This is a genomic window from Streptomyces sp. NPDC060031 (assembly GCF_042736805.1).
GTDB lineage: Bacteria > Actinomycetota > Actinomycetes > Streptomycetales > Streptomycetaceae > Streptomyces.
The window spans coordinates 96,541-110,875 of sequence record NZ_JBHWVM010000015.1 but is presented as its reverse complement, the minus strand read 5'-3'; the positions used below and the strand labels follow the sequence as shown (position 1 = coordinate 110,875).

The 14,335-nt window shown below is 71.4% G+C and carries 14 protein-coding genes; 4 read left to right on the top strand and 10 right to left on the bottom strand.

Annotated elements, in window-relative coordinates; genetic code table 11:
- Positions 1–53: 53 nt before the first annotated feature.
- From ACFWB8_RS09800 to ACFWB8_RS09785, 4 genes are all read right to left on the bottom strand, one after another.
- A complete protein-coding gene (locus ACFWB8_RS09800; RefSeq protein WP_385224012.1) occupies positions 54–1,139 on the bottom strand; it encodes a branched-chain amino acid aminotransferase in 1,086 nt (361 codons plus the stop codon).
- A gap of 229 nt (positions 1,140–1,368) precedes the next feature.
- Entirely contained in the window at positions 1,369–2,409 is a 1,041-nt protein-coding gene (locus ACFWB8_RS09795) for a 3-isopropylmalate dehydrogenase (RefSeq protein WP_385224010.1), read from the bottom strand.
- 92 nt (positions 2,410–2,501) lie between these two features.
- Positions 2,502–2,630 carry a hypothetical protein gene (locus ACFWB8_RS09790; protein WP_385224008.1) on the bottom strand — a complete coding sequence of 43 codons (129 nt, stop codon included), beginning with the start codon at positions 2,628–2,630 and terminating at the stop codon, positions 2,502–2,504.
- Between the two features lie 261 nt (positions 2,631–2,891).
- Positions 2,892–3,761, bottom strand: a complete 870-nt coding sequence (locus ACFWB8_RS09785) for a LysR family transcriptional regulator (protein ID WP_385224006.1) — start codon at positions 3,759–3,761, stop codon at positions 2,892–2,894.
- A 101-nt stretch (positions 3,762–3,862) separates the two neighbouring features.
- Between ACFWB8_RS09785 and ACFWB8_RS09780 the strand changes: the two genes are divergently transcribed.
- The gene (locus ACFWB8_RS09780) at positions 3,863–4,876 is read left to right on the top strand and encodes an NADP-dependent oxidoreductase (protein ID WP_385224004.1); all 1,014 of its coding nucleotides are present in this window, start codon (positions 3,863–3,865) and stop codon (positions 4,874–4,876) included.
- 119 nt (positions 4,877–4,995) lie between these two features.
- Positions 4,996–7,023 carry a phosphocholine-specific phospholipase C gene (locus ACFWB8_RS09775; protein WP_385224002.1) on the top strand — a complete coding sequence of 676 codons (2,028 nt, stop codon included), beginning with the start codon at positions 4,996–4,998 and terminating at the stop codon, positions 7,021–7,023.
- A gap of 5 nt (positions 7,024–7,028) precedes the next feature.
- Here the strand turns inward: ACFWB8_RS09775 and ACFWB8_RS09770 are convergent, their stop codons facing one another.
- Positions 7,029–7,574 carry a GNAT family N-acetyltransferase gene (locus ACFWB8_RS09770; protein ID WP_385224000.1) on the bottom strand — a complete coding sequence of 182 codons (546 nt, stop codon included), beginning with the start codon at positions 7,572–7,574 and terminating at the stop codon, positions 7,029–7,031.
- Between the two features lie 77 nt (positions 7,575–7,651).
- Between ACFWB8_RS09770 and ACFWB8_RS09765 the strand changes: the two genes are divergently transcribed.
- Positions 7,652–8,353: a nitroreductase family protein gene (locus tag ACFWB8_RS09765; RefSeq protein ID WP_385223998.1), complete on the top strand. Its 702-nt coding sequence runs from the start codon at positions 7,652–7,654 to the stop codon at positions 8,351–8,353.
- On the opposite strand, the gene ACFWB8_RS09760 is transcribed toward ACFWB8_RS09765, so the two are convergent.
- The 4 genes from ACFWB8_RS09760 to ACFWB8_RS09745 form a co-directional block, all read right to left on the bottom strand.
- The gene (locus tag ACFWB8_RS09760; RefSeq protein WP_385223996.1) at positions 8,350–8,550 is read right to left on the bottom strand and encodes a hypothetical protein; all 201 of its coding nucleotides are present in this window, start codon (positions 8,548–8,550) and stop codon (positions 8,350–8,352) included. The two genes, ACFWB8_RS09765 and ACFWB8_RS09760, sit on opposite strands and share 4 nt — an antisense overlap.
- Complete coding sequence (locus ACFWB8_RS09755; protein WP_385223994.1) at positions 8,544–9,401, bottom strand: hypothetical protein; 858 nt, start codon at positions 9,399–9,401, stop codon at positions 8,544–8,546. Before ACFWB8_RS09755 ends, ACFWB8_RS09760 begins: the two co-directional genes overlap by 7 nt.
- Positions 9,402–9,656: 255 nt before the next feature.
- Positions 9,657–11,288: an L-glutamate gamma-semialdehyde dehydrogenase gene (gene pruA, locus ACFWB8_RS09750; protein ID WP_385223992.1), complete on the bottom strand. Its 1,632-nt coding sequence runs from the start codon at positions 11,286–11,288 to the stop codon at positions 9,657–9,659.
- Between the two features lie 19 nt (positions 11,289–11,307).
- Positions 11,308–12,234 (bottom strand): proline dehydrogenase family protein, encoded by a 927-nt coding sequence (locus ACFWB8_RS09745; RefSeq protein WP_385223990.1) that lies wholly within the window; start codon positions 12,232–12,234, stop codon positions 11,308–11,310.
- Positions 12,235–12,432: 198 nt separating this feature from the next.
- Here ACFWB8_RS09745 and ACFWB8_RS09740 point away from each other — a divergent pair, with 198 nt between their 5' ends.
- Positions 12,433–13,638, top strand: a complete 1,206-nt coding sequence (locus ACFWB8_RS09740) for a helix-turn-helix domain-containing protein (protein WP_385223988.1) — start codon at positions 12,433–12,435, stop codon at positions 13,636–13,638.
- Here the strand turns inward: ACFWB8_RS09740 and ACFWB8_RS09735 are convergent.
- Positions 13,635–14,288: a TetR/AcrR family transcriptional regulator gene (locus tag ACFWB8_RS09735; RefSeq protein WP_385223986.1), complete on the bottom strand. Its 654-nt coding sequence runs from the start codon at positions 14,286–14,288 to the stop codon at positions 13,635–13,637. The genes ACFWB8_RS09740 and ACFWB8_RS09735 overlap by 4 nt on opposite strands.
- Between the last annotated feature and the right edge of the window lie 47 nt (positions 14,289–14,335).

Here is a 14,335-nt window from a genome sequence, read left to right as displayed (position 1 = left end):
GCCCTGGACGTCCAGGGCGCGGGCCTTCGTACGTACGGGTCGGGGCGCCGGCTCTAGCCGAGCGGGTGCATCCAGCCGTGGGTGTCGGCGGTGTGGCCGGTCTGGAGGTCCAGCAGCGCCTTGCGGAGCTTCATGGTGACCTCGCCGGGCTCGCCGTCGCCCTGGGTCCAGTTGGCGCGCTCGGACTTGACGGAGCCGACCGGGGTGATCACGGCGGCGGTGCCGCAGGCGAAGACCTCGGTGAGGGTGCCGTTCTCGTTGTCGCGCTTCCAGTCCTCGGTGGTGATGCGGCCCTCCTCGGCGGTGTAGCCGAGGTCGCGGGCGATGGTGAGGAGGGAGTCGCGGGTGATGCCCGGGAGGAGCGAGCCGGTGAGCTCGGGGGTGACGATGCGGTCGCCGTACACGAAGTACAGGTTCATGCCGCCCATCTCCTCGATCCAGCGGTGCTCGACGGCGTCGAGCCAGACCACCTGGTCGCAGCCGTGCGAGGCGGCCTGGGCCTGCGCGACGAGGGAGGCCGCGTAGTTGCCGCCGGTCTTGGCCGCGCCCGTACCGCCCTTGACGGCGCGCACGTACTCCTCGGAGAGCCAGACGGAGACGGGCTTGACCCCGCCGGGGAAGTACGCGCCGGCGGGCGAGGCGATGACCATGAACAGGAACTCGTTGGCCGGGCGGACGCCCAGGCCCACCTCGGACGCGAACATGAACGGGCGCAGGTACAGCGAGGCCTCGCCGGAGTCCGGCACCCATGCGCGGTCCTGCTGGATCAGCGCGTCACAGGCGGCGATGAACAGCTCGGTGGGCAGCTCCGGCATCGCCATGCGGCGGGCGGAGGCCTGGAAGCGCTCGGCGTTGGCCTGCGGGCGGAAGGTGGCCACCGTGCCGTCGGGCTGCTTGTACGCCTTCAGGCCCTCGAAGATCGTCTGCGCGTAGTGCAGGGTCATGTTGGCCGGGTCGATCGACAGCGGCGCGTACGGGACCAGCTCGGCGTCGTGCCAGCCGCGGCCCTCGGTCCACTTGATCGTCACCATGTGGTCGGTGAAGTGGCGGCCGAAGCCGGGGCTGGCCAGGATCGCCTCGCGCTCCGCGTCGGACAGCGGGGTCGAGGAGGGCTTGAGCTCGATCGTGGGCGTCGTCATGAGTGCTTGTCCTTCACCGTTGTGTATGGCGGACCGCGCTCATGCGTACCAGGACGTCCGAGCTTCCCCGTTTTCCGCGGCCTCGCGTTCGATTATCGCGCGCGAGGGGGCAACGGTGAAACGGGGTGATTGCGGCCCAGGGGAGATGGTGGCACCCGGGGCCGCACAGGAAAAGCCGCCGGGTCCGATGATCGCGACCCGGCGGCTTCCCTGAGGTGGAGCTGCCGGGTCAGCCGGCTACTCGTGCGGCGAGGGCGTCGCCGATGGCATCGGTGGAGCGGAAGGTGCCGTCGCGCTCGGCGAGGTCGGCGGTGACCGCGTCCTCGATGCGGACGGCCTGGGCCTCGTGGCCGAGGTGGCGCAGCAGGAGGGCGACCGAGAGGATCGTCGCGGTCGGGTCCGCCTTGCCGGTGCCGGCGATGTCCGGGGCCGAGCCGTGCACGGGCTCGAACATGGACGGGAAGGCACCGGTCGGGTTGATGTTCCCGGAGGCGGCCAGGCCGATTCCGCCGGTCACGGCGGCGGCCAGGTCGGTGAGGATGTCACCGAAGAGGTTGTCCGTGACGATGACGTCGAAGCGCTCCGGCTGGGTGACGAAGAAGATCGTCGCGGCATCGACGTGCAGGTAGTCCGTGGTGACCTCGGGGTACTCCTGGCCGACCTTGTCGAAGATGTTCTTCCACATGTGGCCCGCGTACACGAGGACGTTGTTCTTGTGGACCAGCGTCAGCTTCTTGCGCGGACGGGCGTTGGCGCGCTCGTACGCGTCACGCACGACGCGCTCGACGCCGTACGCGGTGTTGATGCTGACCTCGGTGGCCACCTCGGCGGGGGTCCCGGTGCGCAGGCTGCCGCCGTTGCCCGTGTACGGGCCCTCGGTGCCCTCGCGGACCACGACGAAGTCGATCTCCGGACGGCCGGCGAGCGGGGTGGCCGTGTTGGGGAAGAGCTTCGACGGGCGCAGGTTGATGTAGTGGTCGAAGGCGAAGCGGAGCTTCAGCAGCAGACCGCGCTCCAGCACGCCGGACGGGACCGAGGGGTCGCCGATGGCGCCCAGCAGGATCGCGTCGTGGTGCTTGAGGGATTCGAGCTCCGCGTCCGGGAGGGTCTCACCGGTTCGGTGCCAGCGCTGGGCGCCGAGGTCGTAGGCCTTGGTCTCCAGCTTCACATCCTGGGGCAGGACCGCGGTAAGGACCTTGAGGCCCTGAGCCACGACTTCCTGGCCGATGCCATCACCGGGGATCACTGCGAGATTGATGCTGGTCGACATGGTGGAACCGTACTCCTTGTCCATCCCTCAGACATTTCGCGTCCACGATGTGGACCGTGTGGATCACGTGGACGCGACGCGCCTGCGGGCGTTCAGTGCCCGGTCGAGCCGCCGTTGTCGCGGCGGTCGAGGGCGCGCTGGAGGGCGGCGGCGGCGTTCTTGCGGTCGGCGTCGGCGCCGGAGGAGTGGCGGACGCGACGGGTGGCGGTGGTGGGTGTCATGGTGATCGACTCCTTGAGATCACGGCGTGGCGGGGCCACGGATGAGGGGTTCCTTCAAGGCGCCGGAAGAGGCGGGGAGCGGTGCGCCGCAGGGGTTGCCTGCCAAGGGGCGCGCGCTCTCGACCGCCATTCGCCGGATCAGCGAGACGTTCGGCTCTTACAAAGCTAGGGCAGGTCCCGCTGTCTGTCTCCGCGATTACTCGGACTTCCTACTATCTGAGACGCACAACCGCCCGGAAGAGGCCGTCCGATGCCTCCGCTTCAGGCCCGTGCCGAGCGAAGTTCCCTGATCAAAGCCCTTACGGCGAGAGTCGAAGCGGATTCCGGTGTGGTGACGTATCCCACGCGTCTCACCGGTCGCCCAGGCCCCAGATCGGTGATCTCCACCGAATCACCGGCCTCGCGGAGCGAGAGCTCGGGCAGGATCGCCATGCCGAGCCCCCGGCCGACCATGGTGAGCACCATGCCGTCGTCCTCCGCCTTGACGGTGGCCGACGGGATCCAGTCCTGGGTCCGCCACCAGTCGCGGGTGTACGAGCCGCAGTTCTCGTCCCAGTCCAGCAGCGGCAGCGCCTTGGGGTCGGGGTGCCCGACCGGGTGGACCAGCGCGTACGCCTCCTGCGTCAGGACCCCCGTCAGCAGGCCGGGCGCCGCGCCGTCCGCCCCGCCCAGGGTGGCGATGCCCAGGTCGGCGCGGCCGGCGGCCACCTCCCCGGCGGCGCCGGCGCCGAGCTCGCGCACCACCCGGACCTCGGGGCGGATGCCGGGGTGGCGGGCGGTGAGCCGCTCCAGGGCGGGCGGCAGCAGGTGCAGCGCCGCACTGCGGAACGCGGCGATGCGCAAGGCCCCCTCCACCGTGCCGCGCCCGGCGGCGCGGGCCTCCGCGCCGAGGGCCTCGTACAGGCGCAGGATCCGGCGGGCGTGGCCGACGGCCCGCTCCCCCGCCGGGGTGGGCCGGGCGCCGGACCTGCCCCGCTCGAAGAGGACCGCCCCGATCTTGGCCTCGCTGCCGCGGACCGCGTGCGATACGGCCGACTGGGTGATTCCGAGGGCCGCGCCCGCGGCGGAGAAGCCGCCGGACTCGGCGACGGCCACCAGGATGCGCAATTCCTGCGGAGCAAGCTCGGTCATGGTGGCCCCCACCTGGCTCTATGAACGGCATTCATGGATCTGCGGCTTCCATGAACCCAACCCCCTGCCCGGCCCGGTGATTCCTTCCTACTGTCGCCGCCATGACCACGCAGACCGGCCACGCCGTCCACCAGATCGCCCTCCCGACCGGCTTCCCCGCCGCCACCGACTTCGCCTACGTCGAAACCCCCGTCCCCTCCCCCGCCCCCGGCACCGCCCTTGTGGAGAACCTCCTGCTCTCGGTGGACCCGTACCACCGCGGACTGATGGACGGCGGCGAGGGCGGCTTCGAGCTGAACGCCCCGCTGGAGGGCCGTTCGGTGGGCCGGGTGCTCGCCTCCCGCGACCCGGGGCTCGCGGAGGGCGACCTCGTCTTCCACCGCGCCGGGTGGCGCACGCACGCGCTGGTCACCCTCGGAGTGGACGGCGCCCGCAAGCTGAAGGGGTACGAGGGGGTCCCGCTGGAGGCGTACCTCTCGATCCTCGGCGGCACCGGCCTGACCGCGTACGCCGCCCTGACCCGGACCGCGGCGCTGCGCGAGGGCGAGGACCTGTTCGTGTCCGCCGCCGCGGGCGGGGTCGGCACGGCGACCGGCCACATCGCCCGGCTGCTCGGCGCCCGCCGGATCATCGGCAGCGCGGGCTCGGCCGCGAAGGTCCGCCGGCTCACCGAGCGGCTCGGCTTCGACGCGGCCTTCGACTACCACGACGGGCCGGTGGCCGAGCAGCTCGCGAAGGCGGCCCCGGAGGGCATCGACGTGTACGTGGACAACGTCGGCGGCGACCACCTGGAGGGCGCGATCGACGTGCTGCGCGAGTACGGGCGGATCGCCTGGGTCGGCGGGATCTCGATGTACAACGGGGACCGGTCCCCGGCCGCGCCCCGCAACCTCTTCGAGGTCGTACACAAATCGCTTCGCCTGGAAGGGGTATTGGTTCGAAATCACACCAATCTGCAGGACGAGCTGGAAGACTTCCTCGTCCCCCACCTGCGCAGTGGCCGGATCGGCACCGACACCACCGTTGTGCAGGGATTCGGTCACACCGTGGAAGCCTTCCAGGGGGTGCTCCGCGGGGACAATCTGGGCAAGATGCTCGTCCGCGTCGGCAGCTGAACGCAGCCACCCGGAAGTTCACCGAACTCTTACCGCACGGAGGTAGACCTTTGGCGGCCGTCCCGCCACTCTTGCCGTCAATGTGCCAGCGGGGCACTTGAGTTGGAGGCGAGTAGCCAGTGACACCGATCAGCCGCAGAGGTTTCGTGGGCATCGGCGCCGGACTGGTGGCGGGGGCGGCCCTGCCCGGGATCGCACCGTCGACGGCCGCCGCGGCGGCGGCGACCGGCACGATCACCGATGTGAAGCACGTGGTGATCCTGATGCAGGAGAACCGCAGTTTCGACCACTACTTCGGCAGGCTCAAGGGTGTCCGCGGCTTCGGCGACCGCGCCGCCGGCAACATCCCCGGCGGCTGGGGCATGTTCAACCAGCCGAACTGGGGCGGCCGCCAGTACCCCTGGAAGCTGAGCGCCACCCCGCCCGCGGGCGGGGTCGACGGCGAGACCCTCGCCCAGTGCAACGGCGACCTCCCGCACAGCTGGACCTCTCAGCACGCGGCCTGGAACAAGGGCCGGATGGACAACTTCGTCACCGGAGTCGGCAACACCCGCACCCTCGGCTACCTGGACCGGGGTGACATCCCCTTCCACTACGGCCTCGCCGACAACTACACGATCTGCGACGCGTACTTCTGCTCCACGCTGAGCGCGACCGGCCCGAACCGCACCTTCCTGTGGAGCGGCAAGGTCGACGCCGCGAGCAAGGACGGCGGCGACGAGTCCGGGCTGACCTGGGAGGCGTACGCGGAGGCCCTCCAGCGGGCCGGCATGACCTGGAAGGTCTACCAGAACGCCCAGGACAACTACGGCGACAACGGTCTGGCCTACTTCAAGAAGTTCACCGACGCCGCCCCCGGCAACCCGCTGTGGGACCGGGGCATGAGCTCCGTCCCCAAGGTCACCGGCTCCACCCCGGACGACATCGCGGCCGCCATCCGCGCGGACGTGGTCGCCGGGACCCTCCCGCAGGTCTCCTGGGTCGTGGCGAACGAGGCCTTCTCCGAGCACCCGTACGCCCCGCCCGGCGACGGCGCGCACTTCGTGGACCTGGTCTACCGGGCGCTCGCCGCGAACCCGGAGGTCTTCGACTCCACCGTCCTGTTCCTCAACTACGACGAGAACGACGGCTTCTTCGACCACGTCCCGCCGCCCGTCGCCCCGCCCGGCACGCCCGGCGAGTACATCGACGGCCTCCCGATAGGCCTCGGCTTCCGCGTCCCGATGATCGTGATGTCCCCCTGGACGCGCGGCGGCTGGGTGAGCTCGGAGGTCTTCGACCACACCTCGGTCCTGCGGTTCATGGAGACGTGGACGGCCGCCATCGGCACCCCCGCCACCTGTCCGAACATCAGCGCCTGGCGCCGCAAGGTGGTCGGCGACCTGACCGGCGTCTTCGACTTCGGGCACCCGGTGTACGGAGTCCCCGCGGGCCTGCCGTCGACCGCGAAGGTCATCGGCCAGTCGACCTGCGGCCCGCTGCCCAACCCGGCGCCGCAGGACAACGCGCTCCCGGCCCAGGAGCCCGGCACGCGGCCGGCGCGCGCCCTTCCGTACCAGGTGAACGGCAACCTGGACCGCTTCGAGTTCGGGGCGGCCGGCAAGATCCTGGCCTGGTTCTCGATGACCAACCAGGGGCCGCAGGCCAAGCAGGCCGCGCACTTCTCGATCCACCCGCACCAGTACCGGGACACGGCCGCCTGGCAGTACACGGTCGACCCGAACAGCACCTCGACGGACTACTTCAACATCGGCCTGGGCTCCGGCTCCGGAAAGTACGACATCTCGATGTACGGCCCGAACCGCTTCCTGCGGCGCTTCCTCGGCGACGCCACGAAGGCGGGCAAGAACCTGGAGGTGGCGGCCCGCTTCGCGGTGGAGCCGGGCACCGGCAAGACGGCGGTCTACTTCAAGATGACCAACTCGTCCGCCGCGCCGGTCACCTTCACGATCCGCTCCAACGCCTACCGCACGGACGGCCCGTGGACCTACACGGTCCCGGCGAACTCCTCGCGGGAGGACTACTTCAACGCGGTGGCGTACAGCAACGGCTGGTACGACTTCACGGTCCTGACCGACGCCGACGGCACCTGGTCGCGCCGCTACACGGGCCACATCGAGTCGGGCGCGGCCAGCACCTCCGGCTGACGGGCCTACATCACGTCCCCGTCGCGCCAGTCGAAGTCCAGCCGCCCGGCGGGGTCCGGAAGGGCCCCGCCGGGCGGCACCCACAGGTAGGTGCTGCCCTCCTCCTCGGGGAGCCGCTCGGGCCCCCGCGGCCCGAGCACCCCGATCGGGCCGCCCCACGCCGTCCACCCCCGGCCCTCGTACAACGCGGCTCCGGCCGCGGACGCCGAGAGCGCGCCGAGCACGTAGGCCCGCGCGATGACCCCCTCCAGCGCGGCCATCGCGACCCCGCCGATCCCCCGCCGCCGGTGGTCCGCCCGCACGGCCACGGCCTCGACGTACCCGACGCGCAGCGCCCGGCCCCGGTGCACGGCCCGCCGCTGCACCACGCTGCCGTGCCCGACCAGCTCCCCGCCCTCGCGGATCAGCGCGTGCATCCCCCCGAGCCCGTGCTCGAAGTCCTCGTCGCAGAACTCCCCCTCGAACGCGCCGTCGAGCAGGGCCCGGATCTCCTCCAGCGCGCCGGGGCCCAACTGCGAGGTGTGTGCGAGGTGTGTCCGTGTATCGGTCATGGAACCAGTGTCCCCCCGCCACTCATCGGCCTGCACGTGCCTGGCCGTCTCCCGGGCCGCCCCGGCACACTCGCCTCATGTCGCCTGATACCCAGCAATGGACCCCCACCCACGGCGAGCCGTACCGCCCCGTCGCCTACCGCCCGGAGCGGATGCCCGGGCGGGAATCCCTCGCCCGTGCCGCCGAGTTGCGGGCCCGGATGGACGAGCGGCGGACCGTGCGCCACTTCTCCGCCGACCCCGTGCCCGAGCAGGTCGTCCGGGACGCCGTCGCGTGCGCCGCGACCGCACCGTCCGGGGCGCACCAGCAGCCGTGGACGTTCGTCCTGGTCAAGGACCCGGCCGTGCGGCAGCAGATCCGGGCCGCCGCCGAGCAGGAGGAGCAGGTGTCCTACGACGGCCGGCTCGGCGACGAATGGCTCGCCGCGCTGCGTCCCATCGGCACGGACGCCGTGAAGACCCACCTCACGGACGCCCCGGCCCTGGTCGTGGTCTTCCAGCAGCGGCACTGGCTCGGCCCGGACGGTACGAAGCGCAAGCACTACTACGTCGACGAGTCGGTGGGCATCGCGGTGGGCATGCTGCTGTCCGCGCTCCACCTGTCCGGGCTCGCGGCCCTGATCCACACCCCGAGCCCGATGCGCTTCCTCTCCCACGTCCTGAACCGCCCGGCGAACGAGAAGGCCTTCGCGGTCATCCCGATCGGCTACCCCGCGGACGACTGCGAGGTCCCGGACCTGCTCCGCAAGTCCCTCGACCAGGTCATGGTCGAGGTCTAACCCCCGCCGCCGTCGGGCGCGGCGGGCTCCTCGGCCGCCCGTCCGCCGAGCGCCCCGGCCAGCCGCATCCCGATCCGCACCCGGTCCTCCGGCGAGCACGCCTCCATGGCGGCCCGCACCTGCCGCAGGATGAGCCAGTCCCGCACCACCTTGGCGACCCCGAGCACGGCCGCGGTCAGCAACGCCGCGGTCAGCATGCGCCGGCCCTCGGGTTCAGCGTCACCGGTACCAGCGCGCAGGGGCCCTTGCGTACGATGACCGCCGCGTCGCCGAAGGCCAGGCGGCCGCTGCCGGCCCGGGCACGGCCGTCCTGGCCGGCGGTGAGCCCGCTGCGGCGCAGCCGCCGGGCCAGGTCGTCCACCTCGACGGAGCAGCACCATTCGATGGACAGCTCCCGGTCACCGCGGCTGTAGGTGTTCGCCCAGCCGTGCGCCGAGCCCGTCGCGTTGACCAGCCGCGGCCGCCGGATCAGCCGGCTGAGCAGGCGGTCCCGGTCGGGGGCGGGCTCCCGCGACCCCACGTGCCACGTGGCCTCGGCCGGATGCATGCGGTCGCGGTTGTGCCACCAGATGTGCTCCTCGCAGGCGGGCTCGTCGAGGTAGGCGGCCCACTCCGGGTCGGGATGCACGAGCACGACCGAGGCGTTGCGCCGAAGGCTCCACAGCCGTACCCGGCCGCCCTCCCGTACCGCCCGCAGGCCCGGAAGCCCGTACCCCGTCCGGGACGAGTCGATGCGGGGCAGCAGGACGGACAGCACCTGCGCGCCCATCTCCGGGTGCACCCAGAACTCCGGGCCCTCGGGGTGCGGTACGGCCCGGACCAGTCCGAGGACTGCTCCGTCGAGCTGGTCGTGGCGCAGCCCGTTGGCGAGATTCACCAGCATCTCGGCCTCCAGGGCCCGCTGGTCCGCCCCTCGTGCATCGGGCACGGGCTGCAGGCGGCTGATGAGGCCATCGGCGGCCCACTCCATGCAGGTGTGGTGCGGGAGTCCCGTCGCTTCACGGCAGATGGTGGCGACGCGGTGGCGGTTGTCGGTTCGCTTGGACATACGTCTCCCCGGACTGCGCCCCGGCACGGCAGCGTTGAGGTATGCGTATCGCCCAATGGTGGAACCCGCCCCGTACGGGAACTCGTCAGAGCCCTGCGCTCCCCCGGGAAGCCGGGCCCGGGTGTTGGAGCGTGTCGCCGTACACGACAACTCACCTCAGGCTAGCAGGAGTCGAGCGCCCCGGGAACTGGAACCGCCCCCGCTCCGGACTTGGGGGTACCGGAGCGGGGGCGGGGCTTTGCGGGGCCGGGGAGGTCAGCCCATGTGGGGGTACGGGTAGTCCGTCGGCGCGACCAGGGTCTCCTTGATGGAGCGGGTCGAGGTCCAGCGCTGCAGGTTCGTCGCCGCGCCCGCCTTGTCGTTCGTACCCGAGGCACGGCCGCCGCCGAAGGGCTGCTGGCCGACCACGGCGCCGGTCGACTTGTCGTTGATGTAGAAGTTGCCCGCCGCGAAGCGGAGCTTCTCCATCGCGTCCGCGGCCGCGTAACGGTCCGCGGCGATGATCGAGCCGGTCAGGGCGTACGCCGAGACGGACTCCATCTGCGCGAGCATCGCGTCGAAGTCGGCGTCCTCGTAGACGTGCACGGCGAGGATCGGGCCGAAGTACTCGGTCGTGAAGACCTCGTTCTCGGGGTCGGTGCACGCGATGACGGTCGGACGGACGAAGTAGCCCTCCGAGTCGTCGTACGTGCCGCCCGCGACGATCTCGCAGGTCGGGTCGGCGATGGCGCGGTCGATCGCGGCCTTGTTCTTCAGATACGAGCGCTCGTCGATGACGGCGCCGATGAAGTTCGTCAGGTCGCGGACGTCACCCATGGCGATGCCGTCGACCTCGGCCGCGAAGGCCTCCTTGAAGCCGTCGTTCCAGATCGAGGCAGGGACGTAGGCGCGCGAGGACGCCGAGCACTTCTGGCCCTGGAACTCGAAGGAACCGCGGGTCAGGGCGGTCTTCAGGACGGCGCGGTCCGCGGACGGGTGCGCGACGACGAAGTCCTTGCCACCGGTCTCGCCGACCAGGCGCGGGTAGGACTTGTACTTCTCGATGTTGTTGCCGACGGTCTTCCACAGGTACTGGAAGGTCTTGGTCGAGCCCGTGAAGTGGATGCCGGCGAGCTCCGGGTGCTCCAGGGCCACCTCGGAGACGGCGATGCCGTCGCCCGTCACCAGGTTGATGACGCCCTTCGGCAGGCCGGCCTCCTCCAGCAGCTCCATCAGGAGCACGGCGGAGTGGGTCTGCGTCGGGGACGGCTTCCACACGACCACGTTGCCCATCAGCGCGGGGGCGGTCGGCAGGTTGCCCGCGATGGCCGTGAAGTTGAACGGGGTGATCGCGTACACGAAGCCCTCGAGCGGGCGGTGGTCGCTGCGGTTCCACACGCCGGCGGAGTTCGCGCCCGGCTGCTCGGCCAGGATCTGGCGGGCGAAGTGGACGTTGAAGCGCCAGAAGTCGACGAGCTCGCACGGGGTGTCGATCTCGGCCTGCTGCGCGGTCTTGGACTGGCCCAGCATGGTGGAGGCGGCCAGCTTCTCGCGCCACGGGCCGGACAGCAGCTCGGCGGCGCGCAGGATGATCGCGGCGCGGTCGTCGAAGGACATCGAGCGCCAGGCCGGGGCGGCGGCGAGGGCGGCGTCGATGGCCTCCTGCGCGTCGGCCTGGGTGGCGTTGGCGTAGGTGCCGAGGACCGACTTGTGGTCGTGCGGCTGCACCACGTCGAAGCGCTCGCCGGCGCCCATCCGCTTGACGCCGTTGATCGTCATCGGGAGGTCGATCGGGTTCTCGGACAGCTGCTTGAGCTGCACTTCGAGGCGTGCGCGCTCCGGGGTGCCGGGGGCGTACGAGTGGACCGGCTCGTTGACCGGAGCGGGGACCTGGGTCACAGCGTCCATGAGTAGATAACTCCTTGACCTAGTTCTTGGTGATCATCGAGCGGAGGAAGAAGAGCAGGTTGGCCGGCTTCTCCGCGAGGCGGCGCATGAAGTAGCCGTACCAGTCCGTCCCGTACGCGGTGTAGACGCGCATCCGGTGTCCTTCGGCGGCCAGGCGCAGGTGCTCCTCGCTGCGGATGCCGTACAGCATCTGGAACTCGTACTCGTCCAGCTTGCGCCCGGCGGTGCGCGCGAGCTCCTGGCCGATGGCGATCAGGCGCGGATCGTGCGACCCGATCATCGGGTAGCCGTCGCCCTCCATCAGGATCTTCAGGATGCGGACGTACGCCTTGTCGATCTCCGCCTTGTCCAGGTACGCGACCTCGGCGGGCTCCTTGTAGGCGCCCTTCACGATCCGGACGCGGCTGCCGGCGGCGGCCAGGCGGCGGGCGTCGGCCTCGGTGCGGAAGAGGTAGGCCTGGATCACGCAGCCGGTCTGCGGGAAGTCCCGGCGCAGCTCCTCGTGGATGGCGAACATCGAGTCGAGGGTGGTGTGGTCCTCGGCGTCCAGGGTGACGGTGGTGCCGATGGCCGCGGCGGCCTCGACGACCGGGCGGACGTTGGCGAGCGCCAGCTCGTGCCCGCCCTCAAGCGCCTGGCCGAACATCGACAGCTTGACCGACATCTCGACCGTCTCGCCGAGGCCCAGGACGCTCAGGCGGTCGATCAGCTCGAGGTAGGCGTCGCGGGCCGCGTGCGACTGCTCCACCGTGGTGATGTCCTCGCCGACGACGTCGAGGGTGACCTCCAGCCCGTTGCTCGTGAGCTCCTCGACGATCGGAATGACCTGGTCGACCGTCTCACCGGGGATGAACCGGTTCACCACGGGCTTGGTCACCGGGGCGGCAGAGACGATTCGGCGCATCTTGTCGCTGCGCGAGGCGGCGAGGATCGCGGGACCCAGCACGGGGCACCTCCAACGGGTGGCAGAAGCGGACATACGGCCATCACCGGTGCGGCGGCGACCACAAGGAAAACGCAAGTGAAACCACCGTGAAACCTAAGGATCTCCACGATCCTCTGCCATCGACAGCTGTCACGCATCCGTGTCCCGGATCTCATACATCTGTCTGAAGACCGGGTGGGGCAGTGGGAGAATGGCCGGGTGAAGGGCGATTACCAGGAACTGGTGGACGAGATCTCGGCGCTGCTCGGCGCCCCGGCGACGCTGGAGAACCGGGACTTCCGCCTCATCGCCTTCGGTGCCCACGACAGCGACGACGACCTCGCCATGGACCCGGTCCGGACCCGCTCGATCCTCACCCGGCAGTCCACGGCCGCCGTGCGCTCCTGGTTCGAGGCCTTCGGCATCACGCGCGCCACCGGGCCGGTACGGATCCCGGCGGCGCCGGACGCGGGGGTCTTCCGGGGGCGGCTCTGCCTGCCGGTGCGGTACCGCGGGATCGTGCAGGGTTACGTGTGGCTGCTGGACCAGGAGTCCGGCCCCGGCGCGGCGCACGGCGCGGGCCCCGGCTCGGGCCCCGGCCCCGCGGCTCTGGAGGCGGCGATGGAGGTGGCCGAGCGGATCGGGGTCCTGCTCGCGGAGGAGGCCAGGGCGGGCGCCGACCTCTCGCGGGAGTTCCGCGCGGTGCTCACCGCCGGGCGGGGCTGGCAGCGGGACATGGCGGTGGCCGCGCTGCGGGTGGCGCTGGGGCCGCGGGCCGACGGACTGCACGCGGCGGTCTGCGTGGCCCCGTGGACCGGGGAGGCTCCCTCGTCGGTACCGGGCGCGGCCGCGGTGTGCGTCGTACCGAAGCCGGGCGGCGGGTCCGGTGACGGGGAGGCCCCCGGCGAGCAGGCGCTGGCGGTGCTGGTGCGGCTGCGCTCGGCGGACGCGCTGGCTCCGGCGCTCGCGGCGGTGTCCCGGCTGCTGCCGCGGGCGGTGGGGGGCCCGGGCGCGGCCGCGGCCGGGGTCTCCGACCTGGTGCGGGCCCTGGCGGAACTGCCCGACGCCTGGCAGCAGGCCGTGGCCGCGGCGCGGGCGGGGGCGGCGCAGCCGCGGTTCGGCCCGGTCGCGCAGTGGTCGTTGATCGGCCCGTACCGGATGCTGGCGGCCGTCGCCGCGGACCCGGTGGACGACCCGGCGACGCGGACGCTGCTCGGGCCGGGCAACCGGGAACTCGCCCGCACCGCCGAGGTGTTCCTCGACTGCGCCGGCCAGGCGGGCCGCGCGGCGGCGGCCCTGGGCATCCACCGGCAGACCCTGTACTACCGCCTCTCGCGGGTGGAGCAGCTGACCGGGCTCGACCTCGACGAGGGCGAGGACCGGCTGCTGCTCCACATGGCCCTCAAGGCGGCCCGGCTGGCTTAGGCCGCGCCTCCCGACACGGGCTCGGAAGCGGACTCCGGAGCGGACTCGGAAACGGACTCGGAAGCGGGCCCGGCCACCGGGGCCTTCGCCATCGCCTCCACCGCCCGCCGCATCCCCTCGGTCAGTTCCGCGGGGGTCGCGGCCGACGCCGGGTCGAAGAGCCACTGGAGCATGAAGCCGTTGAGCAGCGCCTGGTAGAACGCGCCCGTCGTGCGCATGTCCTCCTCGCCCACCTGCTCCTCCGGCACCCCGGTGAACATCGCGACCATGCCCTTGCGGCCCTCCCCCTGGGAGGCGGCGAGCAGTTCGCGCAGTTCCGGCAGCCGCTCGCGGGTGAGCGCGACCTCCATGCTGGCCGCCCAGATCGGGCCCGACGCCTCGTGCCCGGCGTGCACCCCGTCCCACACCGAGCGGAACCGCTCAAGCGAGCCGCCCTCCCCCTCGATGCCGGCCGTGAACTTGTCGCCCCAGTCCTCGATGAGGGAGATGAACGCCTGCGTCAGCAGGGCGTCCTTGGAGCCGTAGTGGTACCCGATGGATGCCAGGTTCGCGCCCGAGGCCTTGACGATGTCCCGCGCGGTGGTCCGCACGAAACCCTTCTCGACCAGGCACTTCTTGGCGCCCTCCAGCAGATCTTCGCGATGTCCCATGGGCTCACCGTAGCAAGACACCCGTCCTAGACAGAAGTTCCATACGA